Here is a 26007-nt window from a genome sequence, read left to right on the forward strand (position 1 = left end):
ATGACCCGGCTGCAAACGGCGCCCCTCGTCCTCTCTCTCGTCTTCTCTCTCGCCTCGGCCTGCACCTTCTCGATGCCCGCCGGGGCGCAGGAGCTGAAGGAGTCGACCTACTTCAAGAACCATGACAGGACGCTGCCGCCGGTTGCGGAGCGCCTTCCTTCGACGCCGCTCGTCGTCGATGCGACGGGCGAACCCGGCGGCGAAATCGTGACCCTCGTGCCGCGGGCCCGCGACATCCGCTACATCTCGACCTACGCCTATACCCGCCTCGTCGGCTACGACAGACATCTCGAGCTTCAGCCCGATCTGCTCGAGTCGTTCGATAATCAGGGCGACATGGTCTTCACCTTCACCCTGCGCGAGGGCCATCGCTGGTCCGACGGAACGCCCTTCACGACGGAGGACTTCCGGTATTACTGGGAGGACGTCGCCCTCAACAAAGAGCTCTCGCCCGCCGGCCCTCCCGAATTCATGCTGGTGGACGGAAAGCCGCCGCGCGTCGAGGTGCTCGACGAACGCAGGATCCGCTACAGCTGGGACACGCCCAACCCGCGCTTCCTGCCGCAGCTCGCGGGGCCCATCGATCCCGGGATCTATCGGGCGTCGAAATACCTCAAGCAGTTCCACGCGAAATACGCGGACCAGGCGTCCCTGGACGAGAAGGCCAGGCAGCAGAAGCTGAAATCCTGGGCCGCCCTTCACAACCGCATGGACGACATGAAGGAGCAGACCAACCCGGACCTGCCGACCCTCATGCCCTGGCGCGTGACGAACGCTGCGCCCGCCAACCGCTTCGTGTTCGAGCGCAATCCCTATTATCACCGCGTCGACAGGAAAGGGCATCAGCTTCCCTATCTCGACCGCATCCTCATGGACGTCTCCGCCGGCGGGCTCTTCGCCGCCAAGGCCAATGCGGGGGAAACGGATCTCCTGTTCCGCGGCCTTACCATGAGCGACATCCCGGTGCTCAAGGAGGGTGAGAAGGTGCAGGGCTACAGAACGCTGCTCTGGCCCTATGCGCGCGGCACGGAGCTGGCGCTCTACCCCAACCTCAACGCGGTCGATCCGGTCTGGCGCCGGCTCAACCGCGACGTCCGTTTCCGCCGCGCCCTATCATTGGGCATCGACCGCAAGACCCTGAACAACGCCCTGCTCTTCGGGCTCGGAACGGAGGGCAACAATACGGTGGTGCCGGAAAGCCCGCTTTTCTCGCCCGAGCTGCGCACGCTGTACGCCGAATACGATCCCGCCGAGGCCTCGCGTCTCCTCGACGAGGTCGGCCTGACGCAGCGCGACGGCGCGGGCTTCCGCCTGCTGCCGGACGGGCGCGAGCTTGAGATCATCGTCGAGACCGACGGCGAAAGCAGCCTCGTGGTGGACGGACTGACGCTGATCGGCGAATTCTGGCGCGAGATCGGCGTCAGGCTGTTCGTGAAACCGCAGGACCGCACGGTTCTGCGCAACCGCGCCTTTGCCGGATTGACCATCATGGTCGCGGCCCCCGGCCTCGACAATGCCTTGCCCACGGCGATCATGCCACCGACGGATTTCGCCCCCAAGCGCCAGGACAACTACGCCTGGCCCAAATGGGGCCAGTATATCGAGACCAAGGGCATGAACGGCGAGGCCATCGACGTGCCCGAGGCGAAGCGCCTCGCGGAACTCTACGAGGCCTGGATGGGGACGGCCGACAAAGCCGAGCAGACCCGGATCTGGGAAGAGATGCTCCACAATCACGCGGAGAACCAGTGGGTGATCGGCACGGTGTCCGGCGCCCTGCAGCCGATCGTGGTCAGAAACGGATTGCAGGGGCTTCCCGAAAGAGCGCTCTATAGCTGGGAACCCACGGCCATGATCGGCATCTACCGGGTCGACGAGATCTATTGGAACAAGGCAGCGGGCAAAGAGGCGCGCCGATGATCCGTTTCCTGCTGCGCCGTCTCGTCACCATGGCGGTCACGCTCTTCATCATCTCGGCCCTCGTGTTCTTCATTATCAAGCTGCCGCCGGGGGATTATCTCTCCAACCTGATTTTCGAGCTGCGCGCGCAGAACGACAACGCCTCCATCGCCAAGGCCGAGTTCCTGATCAAGCAATACGCCCTCGACCGGCCGGCCTGGGAGCAGTACCTGATCTGGATCGGCGCGATGCCGGGGCCGGACGGGTTCTCGGGCCTGCTTCAGGGCGATTGGGGCTGGTCCTTCGAATATGACAGGCCCGTCGTGGAGGTGGTGGGCGACGCCCTGTGGCTGACGCTGCTCGTGAACCTCGCGGCGGTCATCTTCATCCACCTGGTCTCGATTCCCATCGCGATCTATTCCGCAACGCGGCAATATTCCGTGGGCGATTATCTGGCGACGTTCATCGGCTATATCGGACTTGCAACCCCGAGCTTCCTGCTCGCCCTCATCCTTCTCTACTATCTGAACCGCTGGCTCGGCATCTCCATCGGCGGTCTCTACGACGCGAAGTTCGCCGGCGAACCCTGGGACTGGCCCAAGATCCAGTCCCTTCTCGCGCATCTCGTCGTCCCTACCATCGTCATCGGGCTTGCGGGCACCGCCTCGATGATCCGGCGCATGCGCGCCAACCTGCTCGACGAGCTGGGAAAGCAGTATTACGTGACCGCGAAGGCCAAGGGCCTGGGACCCACCAAGGCCCTCCTGAAATATCCCTTCCGCATGTCGCTCAACCCCTTCATTGCGGATATCGGCAACCTGCTGCCGCATCTTGTGTCAGGATCCGTGCTGGTCTCGCTGGTGCTGAGCCTCCCGACCGTGGGACCCATTCTGCTGAGCGCGCTGAAGAACCAGGATCAGTTCCTCGCCGGCTTCATCCTCATGTTCGTCGCCGTGCTCACCGTCGTGGGCATGCTGATCTCCGATCTTCTGCTGGCCTGGATCGATCCCCGGATCCGCATGGGAGGCGGGCGATGAACACGCTCTCCACCCGCGCACGGCACTATGTGGATCCGACGCCCTTCGATCCGGGCGTCACGGAACCCATCGGCACGGAAAGCGAGAGCTTCTATCGCGCATCGTCGTGGCAGCTCATGTGGTGGAAGTTCCGGCGCCACAAGGTGGCGGTCGCGGCGGCCTTCGTGCTGCTCGCCTTCTATCTGGTCGTTCCCTTCGTCGAGATCATCGCTCCCTACAACCAGACGAAACGCCACGGCGACTTCCTCTACGCGCCGCCGCAGCCGATCCACCTCATTCACGACGGCCGCTTCGTCGGCCCCTACGTGTACCCCTACAAATTCACCTTCGATCTGGAGACGTTCCGCAGGGTCTACACCGTCGACCGATCCCAGCCGCAGCCGATCCGCTTCTTCTGCCGGGGCGATTCTTACGAGTTCTGGGGCGTCTGGAACACGGATTTCCATCTCGTCTGCCCGCCCGAGAGCGGCACGATGTTCGTTCTCGGCACGGACCGGCTGGGGCGCGACCTCTTCTCGCGCATCGTCTACGGCTCGCGCATCTCGCTCACCATCGGCATCATCGGCATCGCGGTCTCGTTTGCGCTGGGCCTCTTCTTCGGCGGGCTGGCCGGCTATCTCGGCGGCTGGGTGGATCACGTGATCCAGCGCATGATCGAGATCCTGCGCTCCTTGCCGGAGCTGCCCCTCTGGCTTGCGCTGTCGGCGGCGCTTCCGCCGAACTGGAGCCCGATCCTCGTCTTCTTCGGCATCACGATCATTCTCGGGCTCCTCGACTGGCCGGGCCTGGCGCGCGCCGTCCGGTCCAAGCTTCTGGCTCTGCGCGAGGAGGATTTCGTGAAGGCCGCTGAGCTGATGGGCGCCTCCAAGAAGCGCGTCATCGCGCGCCATCTCATCCCGAACTTCATGAGCCATCTGATCGCCTCGGCGACGCTCTCGATCCCCTCCATGATCCTCGGCGAGACCGCCCTCTCCTTCCTGGGCCTGGGCCTTCGCCCCCCGGTGACGAGCTGGGGCGTCCTGCTCAACGAGGCCCAGAACCTCGCCGCCGTGCAGCTTCATCCGTGGCTGCTCTTTCCCATGGTCCCGGTCATCGTGGTGGTGCTCGCCTTCAACTTCATGGGCGACGGCCTGCGCGACGCGGCCGATCCGTATCATTGATCGGACGATGACGTGCTGGAGCATCTCAAAGACCGGCTCGCCGACTGGCTGGGGATCCCGCGCCTGAATCATGCGGTCTCGTTCCTGCTGATGCGGGACCTGAACGTGCTCTCGGCGGCTCCGAAAGGCGCGGAAGGCCATGCGGGGCTGCGAACCGCGTTCCTGCACCTCATCGACGTCCTGAATCCCGACACGGTCTGCGACATCGGCGCCCTCGACGGGGCGTTGTCCCTGGCCGTGCGCGACAAGGCTCCGGAATGCGAGATCATCGCCTTCGAGGCCGATCCCAAGACCCATGCGCATCACGCGCCGGCGCTCCGGGCGCGCGGCGTCGATTACCGCAACCTCGCCGTCTCCGGCACGGACGGGCGCGCCACGATCCACGCGCCGCGCGGCCGTCCCGAGGGGAAGTCCTCGCTGCTGCTGAGGAACGAAGAGACCACCTATGACGATTACGATGTCGAGATGCGGACCCTCGACAGCCTGTTCGGAGATCGCCCGAACCGGAGCTTCTTTCTCTGGATCGACGTCGAAGGCGCTGCCGAACTCGTCCTTGCAGGCGCGAGCCGCGTGCTGCACCGGACGCTCGCCGTCTTCGTCGAATGCGAGACCGTTCCCTTCTGGCGGGAAGGAGGGAGCGCGGGCCATGTGGCCGAGACGCTGATGAAGGCGGGTTTCGTGCCCGTGGCCCGGGATCGGGAATACGGCGATGACCAGTTCAACGCCCTGTTCGTGGCAGGCCGCGTGGCCCATCGGCTCGCGCCATCGCTGTTTCAGGCGGGTTCGCCGCTGAGGAGAAGTTTGGCTGCTCCGCCGGCCCAAGGCCGGGCATGACGGAAACGGGGCCGGCTTGAGTTCTCACCATCGTCCGCCGCTTCCGTAACAGGAATGAAAAAGGGCGCCTCGCGGCGCCCTTCTCATCTCGTTCGATGCCTTTTAGCGGCGGCGCGGGCTCTTTTCGAGCCATGCCACCTGGGCTCCGTCGCGCCGTCCTTCCGCGGAGCGGGACGCGGGACGGCCCTGCTGCTGGGTGCGCTGCCCCTGGGCTGCGGGCTTCTGAGCCTGCGCGGAACGCTGCGGCTGCGCGGAACGCTGCTGCTGATGGCCGGCGGGATGGCCGCCCTGCGGCTGGGCGCCGCCCGGCTTGCCGCCGCGGCGGCGGCGCTTGGGGCCGCTCGTATCGTTCGGATCGGCCTGGCGCGACTGGCCGTGGCCCTGCTGGCCCCGGGAATGCGGAGCCGGACGCCCGCGCTGCGGCTCGCTGCGGCGCTCGGAATTCTCCGACGGAGGCGGAGCGGCAGGCAGGCCCTCCGGCAGGGGCATGACCGGCACCTTCAGGCGCGTCAGCTTCTCGATGTCCTTCAGGTAAGCCTTTTCCTCGTCGTTGCAGAACGAGATCGCCAGGCCTGAAGCGCCGGCACGCGCGGTGCGGCCGATGCGGTGGACATAAGATTCGGGCACGTTCGGCAAATCGTAGTTGATGACGTGGCTCACGCCTTCGACGTCGATGCCGCGCGCGGCGATGTCGGTCGCCACCAGGACCCGGCACGAGCCGTCACGGAAACCAGCCAGCGCCCGCTCGCGCTGCGGCTGGGACTTGTTGCCGTGAATGGCGGCGCCCACGATGCCGGCCTTGTCGAGACCGCGCACGACCTTGTCGGCGCCATGCTTGGTGCGGGTGAAGACGAGCACGCGGTCGATGGCCGGATCGCGCAGGAGCGTTTCCAGCAGAACCTGCTTGCGGTTCGTGGGCACGAAGATGACGCTCTGGTCGACGCGCTCTGCCGTGGTGGCGACAGGCGTCACCGCCACATGGGCCGGATCGCGCAGGAAGGAATCGGCCAGCGTCGAGATCGTCTTCGGCATGGTGGCCGAGAAGAACAGGCTCTGGCGGTCCTTCGGCAGCAGGGTCACGATGCGCTTCAGCGCATGGATGAAGCCGAGATCGAGCATCTGGTCGGCCTCGTCGAGGACGAGGATCTCGATATCCCTCAGGAACAGCGACTTGCGGTCCACGAGATCGATGAGGCGGCCGGGCGTCGCGACGAGCACGTCGATGCCGTTCGCCAGCGCCTTCTCCTGACGGGAGATGGTGACGCCGCCGAACACCACTTCGGTGCTGAGCCGGAGGTTGCGGCCATAGGCCTTGAAGCTGTCGGCGATCTGGCCGGACAGCTCACGGGTCGGGCTGAGCACGAGGACGCGGGGGCTCTTGGGCTTGCGCGGCTTCGGGTTCTGCGACAGGCGATGCAGGATCGGCAGCGCGAAGGCTGCGGTCTTGCCGGTGCCGGTCTGGGCGATGCCGCAGACGTCGCGGCCTTCCATGGCATAGGGAATGGTCTGGGCCTGGATGGGCGTGGGCTTCTCATAACCCTCGACGGCCAGGGCCTTCAGGATCGGCTGGGCCAATCCGAAATCGGTGAAGAGTGTCAAAGTGTATCTTTCGAACGGATGCGGTGAGCCGCAAAGCAAGTTCGGCTTAAGTCAAGCAAAGGCGCTTCAGGGCTCTCGTGGCGACAGCCCGCGTGATGGGGCCATCGTATGGGTCAAGCGATTGAAGAAGGGGACCGGGTTTTCGCCGTCGAGGCGAATTTCCGTCACGCAGTCCCGCTCAAGCGGCTCGTATCGAGCGCTGACGCCGTGCCGTTCATATGAGGGCTAAAGGCCTATCCGTCAACCTCGGAGCCTGACATAAAGGCCCAAACCATCATCGCGGGCCTGGGCCGGAATCCGGACACTCGCGTCAGAATCCATGCGGGAAACCATGCGGGGCAAAGTTTTCTTGTTCGATATGGACGGCACCTTGATCGATTCCACCGAGGTCATCGAGGAGATCTGGCATCGCTGGGCGGACCGGCACGGCATCGACGGGAATGCCGTACTCGCCAAGTCCCATGGACGGCAGGCCGCCGAGACCGTCCGCCTCTTCGCCCCCGAAGGGACCGACCAAGCGGCCGAAACGGCCTGGTTCAACACTCAGGCGGAACAGGGGACGGCGAGGATCAGGGCCGTTCCGGGCGCGCGGGATTTCCTTTCCCGCCTGGAGCCGCACGAATGGGCCATCGTGACGTCCGGAAAGCGCTCGCTCGCCGAGGAATGGATGGCGGCGGCAGGGCTGCCGTTGCCGGAAACCTTCATCGCGGCCGAGGACGTGTCCCGGAGCAAGCCCGACCCGGAAGGCTACCGCAAGGCGGCGCAGCTTCTGGGTTTCGACGCGAACGACGCCATCGTCTTCGAGGATGCCCAGGCCGGCATGGAAGCGGGGCGCAAGGCGGGGGCGAGGGTCGTCGGGATCGGCCCCTCGAGCCACCTCTCGCACCTCGCCGATGCCTGGATCTCCGACTTCCGGCAGATCGAGCCGGTCAGGGACGATGCGGGCGGCTTCAGGCTTCACCTCTAAGATCTCGTCCCCCGAGAGCAGCGGACCCAGCGGGCCGCGCTCGCGAAAACCGGATCCACTTTTCCGCACGATGCGCTAGACCACGGCTGAAGGATCGCCATGTCCGCTCCCGCCCGAATGCCCTGGGCCTTCGTCTCCGCGCTGTCCCTGACGGTGCTGATTTCCTACGGCACGATCTTTTATGCCTTCGCGCTCTTCGTGGATCCGATGGGCCGGGAGCTCGGCTGGAGCAAGTCCGACCTGATGGCGGCCTATTCGCTCGCCCTCGGCATGTCCGCCTTCTTCGCCGTTCCGGTCGGACGGCTCATCGATCTGGGCTATGGCCGCACGGTGATGACCGCCGGCTCGGTGCTGGCGGCGGTGCTCCTGGCGCTCTGGTCCCGGGTCGAGAGCTATCCCGCCTTCGTGGTCATCTGGATCGCCATGGGGCTGTCCATGAGCAGCGTGTTCTACGAGCCGGGCTTCGCGGTTCTGGCCCGCAGGCTCGGCTTCGTGGCCCGCCGGGGCATCACCTTCATGACCCTGGTCGGGGGCTTCGCGAGCACGGTCTTCATCCCCCTCACCCACCTCCTCATCGAATATCTGGGCTGGCGCAGCGCCCTCCTGGTCCTCGCGGGCTTCAACATCCTCGTCTGCGCAACGGTCCACGCGGTCTTCATCCCCCCGGCCCTGAAGGCTCATCCCCGCTCCCCCGACGCCCCGTCCCGCGCCCTTCCGGCCAGCGCCCGCTCGGTCCTGCGCAGGGCCTCGTTCTGGTGCTTCGTGGCGGCTTCCGTGCTCCAGGGCCTGATCGCGGCGGGCCTGCCGATCCACCTGATCCCCCTGCTCACCGAAAGGGGCTACGGCCTGGAGATGGCGGTGGCCGCCTTCTCGATCATCGGCCCTGCCCAGGTGGCGGGACGGATGGCCATGGCGGCGGGCGAGCGCGCCTTCGGCATGAAAGGCACCGGCATCGTCACCCTGGGACTGGGAGTCCTCGCCTTCGCGCTCCTGCCCCTGCTTCCCGCCGGGTCCTGGCTGGTCGCCGCGTTCGCCGCGCTCTTCGGCGCCTCGAACGGGATGATGACCATCGTGCGCGCGCTCCTGCCGCCCGAGCTGTTCGGCCGCGACAACTACGGCGTCGTCCAGGGCATGATCGCCATGCCCGTACGCCTGACCACCGCCTCGGCTCCATTTCTGTTCGGGACGCTGTGGGCCTGGTGGGGCAGTTACACGGCGGTCATGATCCTGTGCTTGGCCATTTCCATCGCGTCGCTCGGCTTCTTTCTGGTTGTCCTGTTGTTGCAAAAGGGGCGTGAAAAGCCTGAAAATTTGCTTGCGTTAGACGGCTAAAGAACTCATGTGCTCACTGACTGAAATGGCTTGGTTTAAAGAAAGACGCGTTCCGTGACGGCAGTAACTGATCTCCTCATCGTCGGCGGCGGCATCAATGGTGCGGGCATCGCCCGCGATGCGGTGGGCCGGGGCCTCTCCGTGGTGCTCTGCGAACAGGGCGATCTGGCAGGCTATACGTCTTCCGCCTCGACGAAGCTGATTCACGGTGGCCTGCGCTATCTGGAGTATTACGAGTTCCGTCTGGTCCGCGAGGCCCTGTTCGAGCGCGAACGCCTGCTCAATTCCGCGCCGCACATCATCTGGCCCCTGCGCTTCATCCTGCCTCACGAGAAGGGCATCCGCCCGGCCTGGTTCGTGCGCCTCGGCCTCTTCCTCTACGACCACCTCGCCCCGCGCAAGAAGCTGCCGGGCACGGAAACCATCAAGCTCACCACGCACCCGGCGGGCAAGGGCCTCAAGCCCGGCTTCGACACGGCCTTCGTCTATTCCGACTGCTGGGTCGAGGACAGCCGCATGGTGGCGCTCAACGCCATCGACGCCTTCGAGAAGGGCGCCGACATCCGCGTGCGCACCAAGCTCGTCTCCGCCCGCCGCGAGGGCAGCTTGTGGGTGGCGACCCTCCAGAACGTGGAGACGGGCGCGACCCAGGAGGTCCGCGCGAAGGTCATCGTCAACGCAGGCGGGCCCTTCGTGGCCGACGTGCTCAACGCCAAGCTCGGCCTCAACACCACGAAGAACGTGCGCCTCGTGAAGGGCAGCCACATCGTGGTGCCCAAGCTCTTCGACACGAAGGAGGCCTTCATCCTGCAGAACACGGACAAGCGCATCGTGTTCGCGATCCCCTATCAGGGGAAATTCACCCTCATCGGCACCACCGACATCCCGGTGGAATCGGTTCCGGACCGGAAGGTCGAGATCAGCTCCGAGGAAGTGCAGTATCTCTGCAACGTGGTGAACCACTTCTTCAAGAAGCAGGTCACCCCGGCGGACGTCGTGTGGAGCTATTCGGGCGTGCGCCCCCTCTTCGACGACGGCTCGTCCAGCGCCTCCGCCGTGACCCGCGACTACGTGTTCGACATGGACGCCCCGCAGGGCCAGGCGCCGGTGCTGTCGATCTTCGGCGGCAAGATCACCACGTTCCGCAAGCTCGCCGAGCACGCCCTCGACGAGCTGAAGGCCGTCTTCCCGGCCATGAAGCCGGCCTGGACCGAAACCGCCAAGATGCCGGGCGGCGACATGCCCGACGCGGATTTCGACCGGTTCTTCGCGGGCGTGCGCCAGCGCTGGCCCTTCCTGCCCGAGCCGATAGCCCTCCGCCTCGCCCGGGCCTACGGCACCCGCATCGCCGAGCTTCTAGGCGAGGCCAAGTCCATGGCCGATCTCGGCGAGGATTTCGGCGCCGGCCTGACCAGGGCGGAAGTCGATTACCTCGTACGCCGGGAGTGGGCGCGCAGCGCCGAGGATATCCTGTGGCGGCGCTCCAAGCTCGGATTGCACGTGCCGGCTGGTGCTCCGGCCAAGATTGATGCCTATATAGCCAAGCAGAAAGCAGCATCCATCGCGGCCCAGTAAGCACCGGAAGGCATGCCCATGGCTCAGTTTATCGGCGCAATCGATCAGGGCACGACCAGCTCGCGCTTCATCGTCTTCGACAAGGCCGGAAGCATCGTCTCCGTCGGCCAGAAGGAGCATGAGCAGATCTATCCCCGGCCCGGTCACGTGGAGCACGATCCGCTCGAGATCTGGCAGAATACGCAGAGCGTGATCCAGGAGGCCCTGGCGAAGAAAGGGCTGTCGCCCCGCGACCTCGCCGCGATCGGCATCACCAACCAGCGCGAGACCACGCTGATCTGGGACCGGCGCACCGGCAAGCCCCTGTACAACGCCCTCGTCTGGCAGGATACCCGCGTCGACCCGATCGTCGAGGAATTCGCCAAGGAGGGCGGCCATGACCGCCTGCGGGCCAAGACCGGGCTGCCGCTTGCGAGCTATTTCTCGGGCCTGAAGCTCCGCTGGCTCCTCGACAACGTTCCCGGAGCCCGGGAGAAGGCTGAAGCCGGCGACGTGCTGTTCGGCAATATCGACACCTGGCTCGTCTGGAACCTGACGGGCGGGGCGAACGACGGCTGCCATATCACCGACGTGACCAATGCCAGCCGCACCCAGCTCATGAACTTGGAGACCCTCGACTGGGACGAGGACATCCTGTCCCTGTTCGATATCCCCCGGGCCTGCCTGCCGAGCATCAGGTCGTCGAGCGAGGTCTACGGCGTCGCCAAGGACAATCTCGCGGGCGTTCCTATCGCGGGGATCCTCGGGGATCAGCAGGCGGCCCTCGTCGGTCAGGCCTGCTTTCAGCCGGGCGAGGCCAAGAACACCTACGGCACCGGCTGCTTCATGCTCATGAACACCGGCGAGACTCCCTACCCGTCGAAATGCGGCCTGCTGACGACGATGGGCTACAAGTTCGGGAACGAGAAGCCGGTCTACGTGCTCGAAGGCTCGATTGCGATCGCGGGCGCTCTGGTGCAGTGGCTGCGCGACAATCTCGGCATCATCCAGGCGAGCCACGAGATCGAGACCCTCGCCCGCAGCGTGGAGGACAATGGCGGCGTCACCATCGTGCCGGCCTTCTCGGGGCTCTATGCGCCGCACTGGAACTCCCATGCCCGCGGCCTGTTCGGCGGGCTGACGCGCTATGCCACCAAGGCCCATATCGCCCGCGCGGCTCTCGAGGCGACCGCGTTCCAGACCCGCGAGGTGCTGGAGGCGATGACGAAGGATACGGGCATCGCCGTGAAGGAGCTGCGCACGGATGGCGGGATGGTGGTCAACGAACTGCTCATGCAATTCCAGGCCGACATCCTCGACGTTCCCGTGGTCCGCCCGAAGGTCATCGAGACCACGGCTCTGGGCGCCGCCTATGCGGCGGGCCTCGCCGTCGGCTTCTGGGCCGGCAAGGACGACCTCGTGCGCAACTGGGCCATCGACAAGCGCTGGACGCCCGCCATGGAGGCTGCCCGCCGCTCCCGCCTGAACGCCGAATGGGACAAGGCCGTCGCGCGCTCCCTGGATTGGGCGGAATAAGCACCGAGTGGAATAAGCACGAAGAAGGGCGAGCCCTCCGGCCCGCCCTTTCTCACCCCGTCACGCCTTCAAGGCGGCCCTGAGCTTCTCGGCATGCCCGGCCAGCACGTCGTTGGCCTCCATCTGCCCCGAATGCGGCTTCAGCGGAACGCCCTCGAAACGCGGGATGACATGGACATGCAGGTGAAACACCACCTGCCCGCCTGCGCTTTCATTGAATTGCTGAACCGTCAGGCCATCAGCCGAGAAGGCCTCCTTCGCGGCTCGGGCCACGACCTGGACGCCCTTGGCGAGTTCCGCGAGGTCGTCGGGTTTCGCATCGAAAATGTTGCGGGCCTTCGCCTTGGGGATGACGAGCACATGCCCCTCGCCCCGGGGCATGATATCCATGAACGCCAGCACATGCTCGGTCTCGTAGACCTTGTGGCACGGCAGCTCGCCTCTCAGGATTTTCGCGAATATGTTCGTGTCGTCGTAGATCATTCTGCCCTCTCGTCGCTGATGTCTGCTGCGACTCATACACCGCGCACCCCGCGCAATCACTCCCGCGGACAGGGCGCGGGTCCGCCCGGTCCCTGAACTTCACAGAAGAAAGCATCCAGGCCGGGACCGTAGGCTTGAGTCAATCGACCCCTGGGAGAGAAATCTTAGAGTCAAATCAGGCCATGCCTATAGTCACCCGGGACCGTGTGCAGAATATTGCGGCTTAATCGGATCTGATCTCAAGGGCAGCTCGACAATCGGAATCTTGCAGGATCGCATTCCGGCACTCGTTAGAATCAAATACTAACGCGACCATCGCGTTAACTTCTTAAATATAGCCATTAATCTTCTATGCTTTCACAACTTGTCGCACCCCTCACCACTAAAGGTACAAACAACAGAGTATTGCCATTATTTAAGCGTAGCAATCAAACTGGAATACGTTCTCCATCTACTTTGCTTTTTTTCATAAAAATTTTTTGCAAAGGTTCCAGCTCCCCTTCCGGAACCATCGAATTAGCGAGCGGTTGTTCAACCACGAACATCATTGGTCAAGGAGGCATAAGATGGCGCCAAGTGGTTCGACTTCGAAGCGCGGTTTCGCGTCCATGGATTCAGACCGGCAGCGTGAAATCGCAAGTAAAGGCGGCAAGAGCGTTCCCGCCGAGAAGCGTTCCTTCTCGCAGGACCGTGAGCTTGCTTCTGAGGCAGGCCGCAAGGGCGGTCAGGCTTCGGGCAACACCCGTGGCACTCAGGAATAGGATCGGTCGATCCGCACACGAAAAGGGGCCGCTGAGCGGCCCCTTTGTTTTTGACGGATCGCATGAAACGCGTCGCGTCAAAGGCCCAGATGAAGCCCTGGCTTACCGAAGGCCTCGACGACAACGCCCTGCTCACGGGCCTCGACGCCGATTACGGACCTGAACTCGTCAACGTCCGGCACCGGGAAAACGATGGTTCCGAGATCGATCTGCCGCGCCAGCTCCCCGGCCAGCGCGGTCAGAAGGTCAAGAGGAGAGACGTCGAGAAAGGCCGAAGCCTCGCGGGCCAGGTCGGATCGGGGCCGACGCGACGCCCCGATCAGAACCAGAAGGCAGTATTCATCGAGGCTCCCGCACCGCGAGCGGAACGGGCGATGATCGAAAGCCCGCCCCCGCTGGCGGCTCAGAGCAAAGGCAAGCAGCAGCGCGTCCGAGACGATCCCCTTGGCGGCGCCCAGCGAAACAAAGGCGGAGAGCGCCCGCTCGGGACCGTCAAGAAGCGAAAGGTCGTATTGATCGTCCAAACTTCCGATGGACCGGAAGACGTCGATCACCGGCACTGCGGTGGGATGGAAGAGAACTGTGACGGGATCGGGCCCAGACGGATTCGCGAGTGTTTCGATCATCGAACAAACGAGCCTGAAGCGATGCCGGTCTCTACGGGCGGTGCTGAAGGCCCGGAGCGATCCTCCGGGACCAGGCCGGCACCACGAGGTGGCGCCGGAGCATGAGCGGGCACGTCACCTCATCCTGCTGACCATCCTGCACGATCCCGGTCAGCATCCAGGCTACGTTCGGCCGCTCACGGGGGGAGGAACTCGAAGCGAGCCGGCAGAACTCGTCGGGGAGTTCCTCCTGGCACAAAGCCGCATCCAGTTCGTTGGTGGCTGTCATCGGGGTCTCCGCATCTGTCTCGGCGGGGCAACGTGCCCGAAACGGCCGGGTTCCTTACATCGAACACTTCCCGTCCGAGCCGCGGCGACTTTTTTGCAGACGACCTCCGGAACCTTCTTCCGATCCTGGCGTTGTAGAAATAACCGGTTCGAATGCCCCCTTGAGCCGGCACCTTTCAAGGCGCAGCCACGAAGTGGCTGCGCCTTTTATTTTGCTTTTCGGCCATAATAAAAAGGCGCCCCGGAAAACCGGAGCGCCCTGAACCGGCCAGAGCCGGCTTCTCATCACTGCTGGGTCGTGTTGCCGCCCGCGCCGGTCGAACCCGTGGTCGAGCGGTTCGCATTGTCGTCGCGCTTGGCCTTGAAGACCGGAGCCGCCTGGAGTTCGGCCTTCGTCATGCGAAGGATCACGCGATCCGGCTCGTGCGACGAAGCGGCATTCCCGCTTCCCGCGGTGGCGTTGTTCGTCGCCATGTTCGAATTCGACGTGTTGCCCGAGGCGGTCGAGCCGGTGGTCGACACATTGCCCCCGTTATTGTCCATGGCCTTCGCCTGCTGGCTGCTGGCGAATTCCAGGGCGTCGAACGGAACAGCCACATTCTTCTCACCGATTCCCAGGAAGCCGCCGACGCCGACGACCACCGCCATCACCCGGCCATCACGGTCGACGACCACGTCGTTGATGTCGCCGATCGACTCGTTGTTCGTGCTGACGACGCGGGTTCCAATCACATCGGAGGCCATCACCTGGTTCGGTTCAAGCCGAGTCATGAACTGCCCCTGCGAGCCGCTCTGGTTCATTGCCGACGAACTGGCCGAGGGAGCTGCCGCCGAAGGATTGGTCGCCGAAGGAGGGACCGCGGACGAGGAGCCGGTAGCGCCAGGCTGCATCGCCGGGGAGCCCGATGTCGCCGAACCGGAACCGGTTGCCGCAGGGCGATCGGTCGGGGCGGAAGGCGAGATCTGAGCGAGGGCGGGCGCAGCCGCGAAAGCCGTCACGACAAGGCAAGCTGCCATATGCTTCTTCAGCATCGTGATATTCTCCTGAATGTCCATTGAATCGCGATATGCGCCAAGTGCGCAGGGGCAAAACGCCATGCCGCAGCAGCCGTTCCAAATTTGCCTGTATTCAAAATGCCGTCCTTGAATTTCATTTCCAATAGCGAAGATGAATACTTGTTAACTCCATGATGATTAGACGAGTAAAGCTCAAATTGATCTTTGGAATTCTCACGAAACCAGGACCATCTCAACCTCGCCCTGCGATGACGATCGCCTCAGGACAGAGGCTGTTCCAGGGCCGCAAGGCAAAGGCTCGGCATTCTGTTGGCGCTGGCCTTGGCCAGGGGGCTCACGTCGCCCATGCAACCGACCGGGGGCTTCTGCTTCGGCGCCCTGGGCTCCCCGCCTTCACGCGCCGCAGGCGAATTCTGGACCGTCGGAGCCTTCAGGTCCTCCTTCATGGTCAGGGCGGGAAGATCGGTGTTCTTCACGATCGTGGTGATGCCCGAGCGCGGATCGGACCGGTAGAGGACCTCGCCGTCGTCGCCGCGCAGGATCACGGTGGCATGGGAGAGCCCGACGATTTCTACGATCGAGACGATAGCGGCGCCGTCGGCGGGGCGCAGGACCGCCAGCCGGTCGCCCTTGGGAGCCGCCCGATCCTCGTTCAGCGTCGTCTTCAGCAGGGACGATCGAAGGGCTCCGATGCCGGAATCCGCGAACGCGATACCGCCAGCCAGAATGGCAGCACCGGCCAGAACGCTTAATCTCGTGACGGTGAGGAGCATTCGTGTCTCCTTGCTGCTTAGCTCAACCATTCGAGAAAACAACGCGGCCTTATCTTTGATGTTCCGGAACGACTTCACTAACAAAATCCAAGAAAAAAGGCTGGAACCTTTATTTTCCAAGGAGCGTTCTTAAGGTACCGGCCTCCTGGTCCTCCCCGCATTCCCCTTGTGCATTGGCCGGCACCTTAAGACGGGCGTCAACGCCCGTCTTTTTTTGTCTCGATTACAGCGTAGCAAAAGAAAAGCCCGGCTTGGTAGCCGGGCAATTACTTGGTCAGATGCTTGACCGTTTACATGGCAGCGGCGGAGAATGCCGTCAGGCGGTCGCGGCGCGGGGCTCGCGGCGCTTGGCGCTCTGCTGGAAGAACAGGGCTTGGCTGATGACGGCCGAGACATTCGCCGGTTGGAAGGGCTTGGCGATGAGGAAGGCCGGCTCGGGCCGCTCGCCGGTCAGGAACCGCTCCGGATAGGCCGTGATGAATATCACCGGCACTTCGAACGACTTCAGAAGGTCGTTGACCGCATCGAGACCCGAGCTGCCGTCGGCGAGCTGGATATCGGCGAGAATCAGGCCCGGCTGCTTCGCGGAAGCGAGCTTGACCGCCTCGGTCCGCGTCCGGGCGACGCCCGTGACGTTATGGCCCAGACCCTCCACGAGGGCCTCGAGATCCATGGCGATGAGCGGCTCGTCCTCGATGATGAGAATATCGGTCGCCATGTCGGCGGCCAGCTCGCGACCGGCCTCGTCGACGAGTTCGCGCACCGTCTTCGTATCCACGTCGAGGATCTGGCCGACCTCCTCCTCCCCGAATCCTTCGAGGCAGGACAGGAGGAACGCCTGGCGGGGAAGGGGCGTGATCTGGCCCAGGCGGACCTCCGCCGGCAGATCGCGCTGGATCTGCTCGCTGCGACCGTTCACGGACAGCGAGTTCCAGATCCGCGTGAAGACTTGAAAGAGTTCAACCTTGACATTACCGGAGGGGCCGATCGTCTCGGGCTCGCTCACCAGAGTCTCGAGGGTCGCGGCCACATAGGCGTCGCCAGCCATCTGGCTGCCTGTGAGGGCACGTGCATAACGGCGAAGATACGGTAAGTGCTGGACGACAAGCTGCGCTGTCGACATTCGCTTCCCCTTAATATGTGCTTTTGACTCGTTGTACCGATGGCTCTTCCAACGTGGCAAAGCTGGAAAAGTTCCAATTCTGGAACTGTATTCAACAACAGGCGTTATTGCTCGAAAATGAGTATAGGGCTACTGCCAAGGTTGGCCACCCTGAATAATATGCGGGATGGCAAGGGGAATCAGATGAATAGCGACAAGGGGAACAAGCTGGCTCGGGCGCTCCCGAGCGCACCTCCGAGTGACAAGCTTGGGACCAATGCGAAACTGGACAGCAGCAGCCAGAAACGAATCGGCGACCAATTGCGCGCCATGTACGACGAGTTGATGCAACAACCGGTTCCGGACCGCTTCAAGGATCTTCTGGATCAGCTCGATAAGAAGAGGGAGGAGTAGCCGTGACCTCCGAGCCTGACCTCCGAGAGGCTCTGCTCGCGGCCGTACCCGGTCTGCGGGCCTTTGCCATCTCCCTCTCGGGTCAGGTCGACAAGGCGGACGATCTCGTTCAGGACACTCTCCTGCGGGCGCTCGCCAATCTCCACCGCTTCGAGCGCGGCACCAATCTGAATGCCTGGCTTTTCACCATTCTCCGCAATCTCTTTCATTCCGAATACCGCAAGCGCCGGCGCGAGGTCGAAGACCCGGACGGCTCCTATGCCGGGCGCCTGAAGATTCAGCCCGAGCAGGGATCGCATCTCGATTTCGAGGATTTTCGCACGGCCCTTGCCCAGCTCCCCTCCGATCAACGCGAAGCCCTGCTCCTCGTCGGCGCTTCGGGCTTTTCCTATGAGGAAGCCGCCAGCATCTGCGGATGCGCCGTGGGCACCATCAAGAGCCGCGTGAACCGCGCCCGCCTGCGCCTCGCCACGATCCTCAACGTGAACGACATGGACGATCTGGGCCCCGACAGCATGACCCGCGCGGCCCTTCAGGGCTGATCCAAGAGCCGGTCGTTTCCGAAAAATTTTCCATCCAGGGAAGCCTCCATCCCGGAGAAGCCCTATCCAAGAAAAACGCCGCCCCTGGAGGCGGCGTCTTCATCGACAAGGAAACTTATCGCGCGAAGCGTCACATGGGGCTTCGTCCGCGAAGGAGACCGATGACGGCCGAAATGGCGAACAGCACGATCGCCACGAAGAAGATCAGCTTCGCGATCTCGACCGCGGTGCCGGCGATCCCGCCGAAGCCGAACAGAGCCGCGACCAGCGCGATGATGAGAAAAGTGACAGCCCAACCAAGCATGGTGTTACCTCGCTAAATTTTAAGATCAGCTCATTTTAAGATCAGCTCTTGGCCGATGACCCTCAACCAACGCCAAGCGCGACCGTGAAGTTCCGCCGGACAGAGCGTCGCCCAGGATTTCGAGAAGCTCGGCACAAGTATTTTCCAGTGATTTAACGACGATGGAACCGGGCTCCCCGCAGGCACGTTTTTCAGAAGACTTGGGAGATATGTCGATGACTCGTTCCGTTGCCCTTCGCGCGTGCATTCTTTTCATCGTTCTTACTTTGCTCGCGGGTGTCACGGGCATTGCGTCGCAGGCTGAAATCGCGGAAGTCGCCTTCCTGATCGGAGCATCGCTGTCGGCCGTGCTTCTGTTCTTCGCACTGACGGTGCAGCAGGCTCCCTCTCCGATTCCCGTACGCGTGCGCCGCCGCCATTGAGCGCGATCATGTCCGACGTGAAAAGGCGGCTCGAAGAGCCGCCTTTTTCGTTGTCAGGATTCCGTGGGATCGCCGCCGTTGGGATGCAGGATCGAACCGGTGATGTAGGAGGCATCCTCGCAGGCGAGGAACAGGTAGGAAGGCGCGACCTCGTTCGGCTGCCCCGGCCGTTTGAGCGGCGTATTGGCGCCGAAGCTCTTCACCTTCTCGACCGGGAAGGTGGAGGGGATCAGGGGAGTCCAGATCGGCCCGGGCGCGACGCCGTTCACGCGGATGCCCTGCTCCGCGAGCTTTTGCGCAAGCGAGCGCGTGAAGGCCACGATGGCTCCTTTCGTCGCACTGTAGTCCAGGAGTTCCGCGCTGCCGCGATAGGCCGTGACCGAAGCCGTGTTGATGATGGCAGCCCCCTTCTTCAGGTGCGGCATCGCCGCCTGGACCATGTAGAAATAACCGAAGATGTTCGTCCGGAAGGTGCGGTCGATCTGCTCGGGACTGATCTCGGAAATCCCGGACTTGGGGTGCTGCTCGGCCGCGTTGTTCACGAGCACGTCGAGCTTGCCGAAGCGCTGGATCACCTGATCGACCGCAGAGCGGCAGAATTCGGGATCGCCCACGTCGCCCGCGACGGTGAGGCACGTGCGCCCTTCCCTCTCCACGAGCTGCTTCGTGGCGCGCGCATCCTCGGTCTCGTTGAGATAGACGATGGCAACGTCGGCGCCTTCCCGGGCGAAGAGGACCGCCACCGCGCGACCGATGCCGCTGTCGCCGCCCGTGATCAGGGCGGTCTTGCCCTGGAGGCGGTTGCTGCCCGGATAACGCGGTTCGTAATCGGGCCTTGGGTTCATCTCGGTCTCGTGGCCGGGCTGCTGGTCCTGCACCTGCGGCGGAAGCGTCTGCTGTTGTCCGGAGCTCATGGCATCATCCCATTTTTGGAAAGAACGATGCGGACCCTCGTGTCGTCTTCTTCAAGAAAGGAGGAGCCCGCGTCGAGGCTCAACGCGGGCTCCTTCAGGCGTGTTCCTGTGTGGATCAGGCGCGGGCCGGGTCGGCGGCACGAGCCGGCATCATGTTCAGGACGTGGTAGAGGATGATTGCCCCGAAGGTCGCGGTGCCGATGCCGTCGAGCGTGAAGCCCGCGACGTTCAGCTTGAAGTTGCCCGCGCCCAGGATCAGGGCCGTCGCGACGGTGATGAGATTGCGCGGGTTCGAGAAGTCGACCCGGTTCTCGACCCAGATGCGGCCGGCGGTTGCGGCGATCAGGCCGAACACCACGATGGAGAGACCGCCGAGAACGGGCCCGGGAATGGTCGCGATGAAGGCACCGAACTTCGGCGACAGGCCGAGCAGCAATGCGAAGCCTGCCGCGATGACGAAGACCAGGGTCGAGTAGATCCGGGTCACGGCCATCACACCCATGTTTTCGGCATAGGTGGTCATGCCGGTGCCGCCTGCGGCGCCGGAGAGCATCGTGGAGAGGCCGTCGCCCATGAAGGCACGTCCGAGATAGGGATCGAGGCTGCGGCCCGTCATGGCCCCGATGGCCTTGATGTGACCGAGGTTCTCGGCCACCAGGATGACGGCCACGGGGGCGATCAGGCTCATGGCCCTCATGTCGAAGACGGGGCTCTGGAAAGTCGGAAGGCCGAACCAGGCCGCCGCGCCGATCTTCGCGAAGTCGATGGGCGTTCCATAGCCCAGCAGGTTCGCGGAGACGAAGTAGATCAGGTATCCGGCGGCGCCGCCGAGGAGCACCGGCAGACGCCGCGCCATGCCCGGTGCATAGACGGCGACAAGCCCGACCGACAGGGCCGTGGCGATTGCGATCCAGCGCGCGAAATCGGAACCGGCGGCGTTGTCGGGCGTCACGCCCGATGCGCTGTTGATGGCGACCGGTGCCAGCACGAGGCCGATGGCGGCCACGATGGCGCCCGTGACGACCGGCGGCATAAGCCGCTCGATCCAGCGGTGCCCCGCGAGCTGCACGATCAGGCCGATGATGAAATAGACCGCGCCCGCCGCGATGATGCCGCCGAGAGCGAGCGGAAGGTTCGGATTCGGGCTGCCGACGGTAGCCCCGGTGGCCACCAGGACGGGGCCGATGAAGGCGAAGCTCGAGCCCAGATAGCTCGGCACCCGGCCGCCGACCACAACGAAGAAGACGAGCGTGGCAAGACCGGAGAACAGGATGGAAACGTTCGGATCGAACCCCATCAGGATGGGTGCCAGCACCGTGGAGCCGAACATGGCGACCACATGCTGAAGGCCCACGACGACCATCTGGCCCGTCGGCAGCCTCTCGTCGGGCATGATGGCGCCTTCGGTTTTCAAGGTCCATTTAGGCAGGAAAATATTGGTCATATGTTATTCCCCCAGACAATGACGCTTGAGGCGGCACCCTAGTGCCAGGAACGGAGAAAAGGCTAGCGGCCGAACAGACTTATTAACTGTTGCTAGAGCATCGGACCCAAAAGTGGGATCCCACTTTTGGGGTCGAATCCGATGCTCCCCCTATAGAACGGCGCATCGTTCGGAGCGAAAAACCGGGTCCACTTTTTCGCACGATGCGCTAGAGCCTCATTTCTGGACAGGTGCCCCTTCAAGCGACACATCATGTCCGCCCGTAAGCGATGAGGACCAAGGATGCGCAAGGATCATAACCTGCCGGAAGGCGTGGTGCACAGTCTCCGGATCGACAGCGAATGCCTGAAGGGAAACCTTCTCGGCGATCCCGCCCGGAGGCGGATCGACGTCTATGTGCCGGCAGGCCACGACGGGCGGGGCCTGCCCCTCCTCGTCGACCTCGTGGGCTACACGGCCGGCGGCCCCGCCCACACCAACTGGAAGAATTACGGCGAGAACCTTCCGGAGCGGCTCGACCGCCTGATCGGAACGGGCGCGATGCCTCCCGTCGTCGTAGCCTTTCCCGACTGCTTCACGCGCCTGGGCGGCAATCAATATGTCGACAGCGCCGCGATGGGACCGTGGGAGACCTTTCTCATCCGCGAGATGCTGCCCTTCGTGGAGGAGCGTTTCGGCTGCGGCGGCGACGGGCGGCGGGGCGTATTCGGCAAGAGCTCGGGCGGTTACGGCTCCCTCGTCCACGCCCTGCGCCACGGCGGCTCGGTCTGGGCGGCGGCGGCCTCTCACTCGGGCGATGTGGGCTTCGAATATCTCTACCATCTTGGCGAATTCGCGGGCGCCCTGCGCCACCTCGCGGGGCATGGCATGTCCATCGAAACCTTCCTGGACAAGTTCGCGCAGGGACCGAAAGCCAAGGATCAGGACTGGCACGTGCTGATGATCCTCGCCCAGGCCGCGAGTTTCGATCCCGACCCGAGCCAGTTCTGCGGCATCCGGCTGCCCGTGGATCTCCACACCTGCGAGATCATCGAGGAGCGCTGGGCCAACTGGCTGCGCTGGGATCCGCTGCGCATGGCTGACGACGGGGCCTGCCAGGAGAACCTGCGCAGGCTGAAGGCCTTCTACATCGATTGCGGGGACGTGGATCAGTACAACATGGTCTACGGTTCCCGCCAGCTCCACCGCAAGCTCGAGGCGGCGGGCATCGCCCATGTCTACGAGGAGTTTCCCGACAACCACTCCTCCGTGGATTACCGCATGGACGTGAGCCTGCCCCTGCTCGCGAAAGCCCTTGCCTGAAGGAGCTTTGCCTGAGGGAGCGTTTGCCTGCCCGGCTCAGGCTCCTTCCGGCTCGTCCTCGGTCGGCAGCTCGCAATGGTTGTGGACATGGGTCGCCGCATGGGCGGCATGGCTCATGCCCACGACGATCTGGTCGAGGCCGCGGACGATGTCGCCGGCCGCATAGAGACCCTTGACTGTCGTCTGGCAATGCTCGTCGACGAGCAGACTGCCCGACCCGTCATGCTCGGCCCCCAGGGAAATGGCCAGATCGGACCGGTACTTGAGACCGAGCGCGGAATAGAGCACGTCGAAACGGTGCTCCTTTCCGCCGGCATGCAGCGCAAAAATGCGGTCGTTTTCCATGTCGAGGGATTCCACGGGCGCCTCGACGACCTTGATGCCGTGCTCGTCGAGACGTCCTTTCTGGTCGGGCGTCAGTTCAAGCGTCTGCCCTAGCGTCAGCAAGGTGACGTCGCGGGAATAGGTGCGGGCGATGAACACGGCCTCGCCCAGCCCATGCGCCCCGTAGGCGATCACGGCGATCTTCCGATCCCGGGATTCGTAGCCGTCGCAGATCGGGCAGTAGCGCACCAGGCCGCGCTGCACGGCGTTGGGCACGTCCGGCAGGTCGGGCTCGATATCCACGGCGCCCGTGGCGAGAACCACGCGCCTTGCCGAAATCTGGCCAGTGCCGCCCTCGTCGTCTTCGACGAGGGCGATGAAGCGGTCCGGCTGCTTGCGCAGGCCGGTCACCCGACCGCTGCGGATGCACTTGCCGTATTGCTCGAGGTTGACCCTGGCCCGGGTCAGGAGATCCTTGCCCGAGATGCCGTCCGCGAACATCGGGATGTTGTGGCTGGTCGGTATCCAGGCCGCCCGGGGCGTCCCGCTGTCCACGATCAGGAAGCGGCGCTTGAACCGCGCAAGATACAACCCGGTCGTCAGACCGGCCGGACCGCCGCCGACGATCAGGCAATCGAGAATGTCTGCGCTGGCCGCCATGCCGCCGCGATCCCCCTTTTTCCGATCCCAGAGGAGGCACAACTCGCCAAAGCGGCAAAAGATCACCTTAAAGCGGCCTGCCGATTGTCGAATCGTGTTGAGTGTCTGAGAACCGTTGGACACGATGCGCCGGGAGCATCGGTCCTTCAGGAGTGCGCGATGACGGTCACATTGTCCAACGGCCACCTCAAGGCCCAGATCGCCTCGCAGGGGGCGGAGCTGATCCGCCTGTGCGACGAGCACGACCGGGATCTGCTGTGGGACGGCGACCCGGCCTTCTGGACGGGGCGCTCTCCCCTCCTGTTTCCCATCGTCGGCCGCCTGCGCGACGACCAGGTGCTCATCGACGGGCGCGGCCGCTCCATGAAGCAACATGGCTTCGCCCGCACCTCTCTCTTCGAGATCGTCGATGCGACCGCGGAAGCCTGCCGCTTCCGCCTGGATGCGGACGACATCACGCGCGAGCAGTTTCCCTTCGATTTCCGGCTGGACATGGCCTATCGGCTCGACGGGGCCGCGCTGATCTTCGCGGCATCGGTGTTCAACAAGGACGATCGCACCCTGCCGGTCTCCTTCGGCTACCATCCGGCGCTGCGCTGGCCCCTGCCCTATGGCGGCGACAGATATGCGCACGAGATCCGTTTCGAGACGGCGGAAACGGCGCCCCTGCACCGGCTGTCGGACGGATTGATCGGAGACGCCTCCCGCCCGACGCCCGTGAAAGGAGACCGCCTGCCCCTGCACGACGACCTGTTTCAGGACGGCGCGCTGGTCTGGAGCGCGCTGTCGAGCCGCAAGGTGCGCTACGGCGCGCCCGGCCGACGCTCGCTCACGGTGTCGTTTCCGGACATGCCGCATCTCGGCATCTGGACGAAGCCCGGCGCCGGTTATGTCTGCATCGAGCCATGGCAGGGCTATGCCGACCCGGTCGGGTATGAGGGGGAACTCAAGGACAAGCCCGGCATCGTCCTGGTCCTGCCGGGCGGAAGCCGCGAATTCACCATGACGATCGCTCTCGATCCGCCGGAGAACCGTTAACGCCCCGTGGCAATGCGACCGTCGCATCCGGGTCCGAGCTACCCGCAGCAGATGTGTGGCAGTATCGTATTCGATACTTCATATCGTTGATATGCCGTCGGGCCTTTCCCGTCGATGAGGGACTTTCCGGCTCCGGCCGAAAAGAAGGCGCCTGAAGTGGGCCGCGCCGGACGTCTGCTTTCGATGCCGGCGCTCTCATCCTAAGGCAGCGCCCTTCCCCCTGGGCGGGAGTGCGCATCCAAGGCCGTCAGCTCAGCGTCTCGGGAACGGTTTTCTTGAGCCGTGGATCATGGGTCAGGAATAGGAGAAAATACGGCAGCGACGCATTAATCGTCTGCATCCCATGGAAAATTCCTCCAAACCCATGCGCGAAAAGACGCAAGGCAACCAGGTACGACACCACGGAGGCGATCGAGCGCGTCGTCAGCTCGACGTTGTTCCCGATCCAAACAAACGATAGCGCGATCACGATTGCCAATGTCAAATTGCTCAGCAGGTGATTCCAAGAACTCAGGATCAAACGAGCTCTATGGGCACTCTGGTAGTCATTATACTTACTGTCGTTTCTGATCTCTTCCAGGGCTGAAGGAGCATCGATCCTCTCGACATTGAGCCACTTCTTCTCCAGCCGGGTCAGGGATGCACTATAGCCCGCTGTCACCGCTCTCATATGATGGCCGATATTCGTGCTATGGACGGCAGCATAAATATATATCGGACTCAAAAGAACAAGAACGAGAATTACAAGCATCGTGAGCACTGGAAAAACGACCATGCACGTCACGAAACCTGCAAGCATCATGAAAAGGGATGTGCAGGCATGAATGATGTTCCACAAACTGCGGGACATGATCCGAGGCGCCTGCCTCGTGAGATTAACGGTATCCTGCCTGGAGAGCTTGTGAGACGCGCCCTGCTGAGAGGCAACGATCGTCATCCCCTGGACTAACGATGCGTTTTCGTAGTCCATGCTGATTCCGACAGCTACTTTGCTTCCTAAGAAACTCAAAAGACTTCCAATGGTCAGAACGCCCGCCATGCCGATCGCGGCCAAGGTCAGGCCGCTTTGGAAGCCACTGTAGGCTTCGGTGCCATGGGAAAGCGACTGTGTCAGGATATGCGTGCCGACGATGAAACTTGCAGCATCGGTCAAGCGGCCGGCCGTGATGAGCATCATGCCCCCCAAACAGCGCCAACCGTACTGTGGCAGCACAGTGACGAGAAGCCAGGACGTGATCAGGCGGATTCTGTTGAGCAGCCGCTTGCCGATCTGAGGACGCCAAGATCGCCTCTCGAAGCCTGATCGCTTGCCGGCAACATCGTCATCGAGGTCGTCGGTCTCAAATTCGTCCATCATTTACGAGCACTTCCGTCGGCAAGACCCCGCTCCGGATACAGTCGACACTATGGGAAAACTTTGCCTTCCGCGCTGACACGAGGCCACTATATTTGAATCTGTCAGTCTAACCCGAATTCTTAAGGTATCTGATACTTTTCCGGAACAATTAACATCACCGGGAACTCTGTGCAATCATTGCACATGCCTGGAAGGCATTGGGCTTTGCCTTGGCGCGGTGAAATCCCGTCAGCGCGGAGAGGCCCCGCTGTCCTGCCTTATACCCTTGTCCCGGAACTTCAAAGGTAAACTCTGACGTCCACATGCCGCACCGTCAGAGGCGTCCTTTCGATCGCTCCA

The 26007-nt window shown here is 63.5% G+C and carries 27 protein-coding genes; 15 read left to right on the forward strand and 12 right to left on the reverse strand.

Features of this window, described 5'->3' with window-relative positions:
* The 4 genes from AB8841_RS24625 to AB8841_RS24640 are packed head-to-tail and all read left to right on the forward strand — an operon-like array spanning position 1 to position 4930.
* Positions 1-1920 carry an ABC transporter substrate-binding protein gene (locus AB8841_RS24625; RefSeq protein ID WP_370439357.1) on the forward strand — a complete coding sequence of 640 codons (1920 nt, stop codon included), beginning with the start codon at positions 1-3 and terminating at the stop codon, positions 1918-1920.
* A complete protein-coding gene (locus tag AB8841_RS24630; protein ID WP_370438393.1) occupies positions 1917-2936 on the forward strand; it encodes an ABC transporter permease in 1020 nt (339 codons plus the stop codon). Before AB8841_RS24625 ends, AB8841_RS24630 begins: the two co-directional genes overlap by 4 nt.
* On the forward strand, positions 2933-4096 hold the full coding sequence (locus tag AB8841_RS24635) for an ABC transporter permease (protein WP_370438394.1): 1164 nt from the start codon (positions 2933-2935) through the stop codon (positions 4094-4096). Before AB8841_RS24630 ends, AB8841_RS24635 begins: the two co-directional genes overlap by 4 nt.
* 12 nt (positions 4097-4108) lie before the next feature.
* On the forward strand, positions 4109-4930 hold the full coding sequence (locus AB8841_RS24640) for an FkbM family methyltransferase (protein WP_370438395.1): 822 nt from the start codon (positions 4109-4111) through the stop codon (positions 4928-4930).
* 102 nt (positions 4931-5032) lie between these two features.
* Here the strand turns inward: AB8841_RS24640 and AB8841_RS24645 are convergent, their stop codons facing one another.
* Positions 5033-6529 (reverse strand): DEAD/DEAH box helicase, encoded by a 1497-nt coding sequence (locus AB8841_RS24645; protein ID WP_370438396.1) that lies wholly within the window; start codon positions 6527-6529, stop codon positions 5033-5035.
* A gap of 331 nt (positions 6530-6860) precedes the next feature.
* Here AB8841_RS24645 and AB8841_RS24650 point away from each other — a divergent pair, with 331 nt between their 5' ends.
* From AB8841_RS24650 to glpK, 4 genes are all read left to right on the forward strand, one after another.
* On the forward strand, positions 6861-7496 hold the full coding sequence (locus AB8841_RS24650) for an HAD family hydrolase (protein WP_370438397.1): 636 nt from the start codon (positions 6861-6863) through the stop codon (positions 7494-7496).
* Between the two features lie 99 nt (positions 7497-7595).
* On the forward strand, positions 7596-8828 hold the full coding sequence (locus tag AB8841_RS24655; protein ID WP_370438398.1) for an MFS transporter: 1233 nt from the start codon (positions 7596-7598) through the stop codon (positions 8826-8828).
* Between the two features lie 54 nt (positions 8829-8882).
* Positions 8883-10403 carry a glycerol-3-phosphate dehydrogenase gene (locus AB8841_RS24660; protein WP_370438399.1) on the forward strand — a complete coding sequence of 507 codons (1521 nt, stop codon included), beginning with the start codon at positions 8883-8885 and terminating at the stop codon, positions 10401-10403.
* Between the two features lie 18 nt (positions 10404-10421).
* Complete coding sequence (gene glpK, locus AB8841_RS24665; protein ID WP_370438400.1) at positions 10422-11918, forward strand: glycerol kinase GlpK; 1497 nt, start codon at positions 10422-10424, stop codon at positions 11916-11918.
* Positions 11919-11978: 60 nt separating this feature from the next.
* Here the strand turns inward: glpK and AB8841_RS24670 are convergent, their stop codons facing one another.
* Positions 11979-12401 carry an HIT family protein gene (locus AB8841_RS24670; RefSeq protein ID WP_370438401.1) on the reverse strand — a complete coding sequence of 141 codons (423 nt, stop codon included), beginning with the start codon at positions 12399-12401 and terminating at the stop codon, positions 11979-11981.
* 566 nt (positions 12402-12967) lie between these two features.
* Here AB8841_RS24670 and AB8841_RS24675 point away from each other — a divergent pair.
* Positions 12968-13162, forward strand: a complete 195-nt coding sequence (locus AB8841_RS24675; protein WP_370438402.1) for a general stress protein — start codon at positions 12968-12970, stop codon at positions 13160-13162.
* 77 nt (positions 13163-13239) lie between these two features.
* Here AB8841_RS24675 and AB8841_RS24680 read toward each other — a convergent pair whose 3' ends face one another.
* The 3 genes from AB8841_RS24680 to AB8841_RS24690 all read right to left on the reverse strand — a co-directional run bounded on the left by AB8841_RS24680 (position 13240) and on the right by AB8841_RS24690 (position 14826).
* On the reverse strand, positions 13240-13788 hold the full coding sequence (locus AB8841_RS24680) for a hypothetical protein (protein WP_370438403.1): 549 nt from the start codon (positions 13786-13788) through the stop codon (positions 13240-13242).
* A 31-nt stretch (positions 13789-13819) separates the two neighbouring features.
* Complete coding sequence (locus AB8841_RS24685) at positions 13820-14056, reverse strand: hypothetical protein (protein WP_370438404.1); 237 nt, start codon at positions 14054-14056, stop codon at positions 13820-13822.
* Positions 14057-14340: 284 nt separating this feature from the next.
* On the reverse strand, positions 14341-14826 hold the full coding sequence (locus AB8841_RS24690) for a PRC-barrel domain-containing protein (RefSeq protein ID WP_370438405.1): 486 nt from the start codon (positions 14824-14826) through the stop codon (positions 14341-14343).
* On the opposite strand from AB8841_RS24690, the gene AB8841_RS24695 reads away from it, so the two are divergent.
* Complete coding sequence (locus tag AB8841_RS24695; RefSeq protein ID WP_370438406.1) at positions 14825-15022, forward strand: hypothetical protein; 198 nt, start codon at positions 14825-14827, stop codon at positions 15020-15022. The two genes, AB8841_RS24690 and AB8841_RS24695, sit on opposite strands and share 2 nt — an antisense overlap.
* A 310-nt stretch (positions 15023-15332) precedes the next feature.
* Here the strand turns inward: AB8841_RS24695 and AB8841_RS24700 are convergent, their stop codons facing one another.
* Positions 15333-15845, reverse strand: coding sequence for a hypothetical protein (locus tag AB8841_RS24700; RefSeq protein ID WP_370438407.1), 513 nt, complete (start codon positions 15843-15845; stop codon positions 15333-15335).
* 316 nt (positions 15846-16161) lie between these two features.
* On the reverse strand, positions 16162-16968 hold the full coding sequence (locus AB8841_RS24705; protein WP_370438408.1) for a response regulator: 807 nt from the start codon (positions 16966-16968) through the stop codon (positions 16162-16164).
* Between the two features lie 183 nt (positions 16969-17151).
* On the opposite strand from AB8841_RS24705, the gene AB8841_RS24710 reads away from it, so the two are divergent.
* Positions 17152-17361 carry a NepR family anti-sigma factor gene (locus AB8841_RS24710; protein WP_370438409.1) on the forward strand — a complete coding sequence of 70 codons (210 nt, stop codon included), beginning with the start codon at positions 17152-17154 and terminating at the stop codon, positions 17359-17361.
* Positions 17362-17363: 2 nt separating this feature from the next.
* Positions 17364-17903: a sigma-70 family RNA polymerase sigma factor gene (locus AB8841_RS24715; RefSeq protein WP_370438410.1), complete on the forward strand. Its 540-nt coding sequence runs from the start codon at positions 17364-17366 to the stop codon at positions 17901-17903.
* 130 nt (positions 17904-18033) lie between these two features.
* On the opposite strand, the gene AB8841_RS24720 is transcribed toward AB8841_RS24715, so the two are convergent.
* Positions 18034-18207, reverse strand: a complete 174-nt coding sequence (locus AB8841_RS24720; RefSeq protein ID WP_009494036.1) for a DUF1328 domain-containing protein — start codon at positions 18205-18207, stop codon at positions 18034-18036.
* 215 nt (positions 18208-18422) lie between these two features.
* On the opposite strand from AB8841_RS24720, the gene AB8841_RS24725 reads away from it, so the two are divergent.
* Positions 18423-18629, forward strand: coding sequence for a hypothetical protein (locus tag AB8841_RS24725; RefSeq protein WP_370438411.1), 207 nt, complete (start codon positions 18423-18425; stop codon positions 18627-18629).
* Positions 18630-18682: 53 nt separating this feature from the next.
* On the opposite strand, the gene AB8841_RS24730 is transcribed toward AB8841_RS24725, so the two are convergent.
* Positions 18683-19543: an SDR family oxidoreductase gene (locus tag AB8841_RS24730; protein ID WP_370438412.1), complete on the reverse strand. Its 861-nt coding sequence runs from the start codon at positions 19541-19543 to the stop codon at positions 18683-18685.
* Positions 19544-19658: 115 nt separating this feature from the next.
* Positions 19659-20987 (reverse strand): solute carrier family 23 protein, encoded by a 1329-nt coding sequence (locus tag AB8841_RS24735; protein WP_370438413.1) that lies wholly within the window; start codon positions 20985-20987, stop codon positions 19659-19661.
* Between the two features lie 282 nt (positions 20988-21269).
* On the opposite strand from AB8841_RS24735, the gene AB8841_RS24740 reads away from it, so the two are divergent.
* On the forward strand, positions 21270-22289 hold the full coding sequence (locus AB8841_RS24740; protein WP_370438414.1) for an alpha/beta hydrolase: 1020 nt from the start codon (positions 21270-21272) through the stop codon (positions 22287-22289).
* A 36-nt stretch (positions 22290-22325) separates the two neighbouring features.
* On the opposite strand, the gene AB8841_RS24745 is transcribed toward AB8841_RS24740, so the two are convergent.
* A complete protein-coding gene (locus AB8841_RS24745; RefSeq protein ID WP_370438415.1) occupies positions 22326-23273 on the reverse strand; it encodes an NAD(P)/FAD-dependent oxidoreductase in 948 nt (315 codons plus the stop codon).
* Positions 23274-23432: 159 nt separating this feature from the next.
* Between AB8841_RS24745 and AB8841_RS24750 the strand changes: the two genes are divergently transcribed.
* A complete protein-coding gene (locus tag AB8841_RS24750; RefSeq protein ID WP_370438416.1) occupies positions 23433-24311 on the forward strand; it encodes an aldose 1-epimerase family protein in 879 nt (292 codons plus the stop codon).
* Positions 24312-24558: 247 nt separating this feature from the next.
* Here AB8841_RS24750 and AB8841_RS24755 read toward each other — a convergent pair whose 3' ends face one another.
* A complete protein-coding gene (locus tag AB8841_RS24755; RefSeq protein ID WP_370438417.1) occupies positions 24559-25668 on the reverse strand; it encodes a hypothetical protein in 1110 nt (369 codons plus the stop codon).
* Positions 25669-26007: the final 339 nt, after the last annotated feature.

The sequence above is a fragment of the Microvirga sp. TS319 genome (assembly GCF_041276405.1).
GTDB lineage: Bacteria > Pseudomonadota > Alphaproteobacteria > Rhizobiales > Beijerinckiaceae > Microvirga.

What these genes read in the sequence shown, in the direction of transcription:
- AB8841_RS24625 (WP_370439357.1), top strand. Translation starts at nt 1, where the DNA reads ATGACCCGGCTGCAAACGGCGCCCCTCGTCCTCTCTCTCGTCTTCTCT.
- AB8841_RS24630 (WP_370438393.1), top strand. Translation starts at nt 1,917, where the DNA reads ATGATCCGTTTCCTGCTGCGCCGTCTCGTCACCATGGCGGTCACGCTC.
- AB8841_RS24635 (WP_370438394.1), top strand. Translation starts at nt 2,933, where the DNA reads ATGAACACGCTCTCCACCCGCGCACGGCACTATGTGGATCCGACGCCC.
- AB8841_RS24650 (WP_370438397.1), top strand. Translation starts at nt 6,861, where the DNA reads ATGCGGGGCAAAGTTTTCTTGTTCGATATGGACGGCACCTTGATCGAT.
- AB8841_RS24655 (WP_370438398.1), top strand. Translation starts at nt 7,596, where the DNA reads ATGTCCGCTCCCGCCCGAATGCCCTGGGCCTTCGTCTCCGCGCTGTCC.
- glpK (WP_370438400.1), top strand. Translation starts at nt 10,422, where the DNA reads ATGGCTCAGTTTATCGGCGCAATCGATCAGGGCACGACCAGCTCGCGC.
- AB8841_RS24670 (WP_370438401.1), bottom strand. Translation starts at nt 12,401, where the DNA reads ATGATCTACGACGACACGAACATATTCGCGAAAATCCTGAGAGGCGAG.
- AB8841_RS24675 (WP_370438402.1), top strand. Translation starts at nt 12,968, where the DNA reads ATGGCGCCAAGTGGTTCGACTTCGAAGCGCGGTTTCGCGTCCATGGAT.
- AB8841_RS24680 (WP_370438403.1), bottom strand. Translation starts at nt 13,788, where the DNA reads ATGATCGAAACACTCGCGAATCCGTCTGGGCCCGATCCCGTCACAGTT.
- AB8841_RS24685 (WP_370438404.1), bottom strand. Translation starts at nt 14,056, where the DNA reads ATGACAGCCACCAACGAACTGGATGCGGCTTTGTGCCAGGAGGAACTC.
- AB8841_RS24695 (WP_370438406.1), top strand. Translation starts at nt 14,825, where the DNA reads ATGAACTGCCCCTGCGAGCCGCTCTGGTTCATTGCCGACGAACTGGCC.
- AB8841_RS24690 (WP_370438405.1), bottom strand. Translation starts at nt 14,826, where the DNA reads ATGACTCGGCTTGAACCGAACCAGGTGATGGCCTCCGATGTGATTGGA.
- AB8841_RS24700 (WP_370438407.1), bottom strand. Translation starts at nt 15,845, where the DNA reads ATGCTCCTCACCGTCACGAGATTAAGCGTTCTGGCCGGTGCTGCCATT.
- AB8841_RS24705 (WP_370438408.1), bottom strand. Translation starts at nt 16,968, where the DNA reads ATGTCGACAGCGCAGCTTGTCGTCCAGCACTTACCGTATCTTCGCCGT.
- AB8841_RS24710 (WP_370438409.1), top strand. Translation starts at nt 17,152, where the DNA reads ATGAATAGCGACAAGGGGAACAAGCTGGCTCGGGCGCTCCCGAGCGCA.
- AB8841_RS24720 (WP_009494036.1), bottom strand. Translation starts at nt 18,207, where the DNA reads ATGCTTGGTTGGGCTGTCACTTTTCTCATCATCGCGCTGGTCGCGGCT.
- AB8841_RS24725 (WP_370438411.1), top strand. Translation starts at nt 18,423, where the DNA reads ATGACTCGTTCCGTTGCCCTTCGCGCGTGCATTCTTTTCATCGTTCTT.
- AB8841_RS24730 (WP_370438412.1), bottom strand. Translation starts at nt 19,543, where the DNA reads ATGAGCTCCGGACAACAGCAGACGCTTCCGCCGCAGGTGCAGGACCAG.
- AB8841_RS24735 (WP_370438413.1), bottom strand. Translation starts at nt 20,987, where the DNA reads ATGACCAATATTTTCCTGCCTAAATGGACCTTGAAAACCGAAGGCGCC.
- AB8841_RS24740 (WP_370438414.1), top strand. Translation starts at nt 21,270, where the DNA reads ATGCGCAAGGATCATAACCTGCCGGAAGGCGTGGTGCACAGTCTCCGG.
- AB8841_RS24745 (WP_370438415.1), bottom strand. Translation starts at nt 23,273, where the DNA reads ATGGCGGCCAGCGCAGACATTCTCGATTGCCTGATCGTCGGCGGCGGT.
- AB8841_RS24750 (WP_370438416.1), top strand. Translation starts at nt 23,433, where the DNA reads ATGACGGTCACATTGTCCAACGGCCACCTCAAGGCCCAGATCGCCTCG.
- AB8841_RS24755 (WP_370438417.1), bottom strand. Translation starts at nt 25,668, where the DNA reads ATGATGGACGAATTTGAGACCGACGACCTCGATGACGATGTTGCCGGC.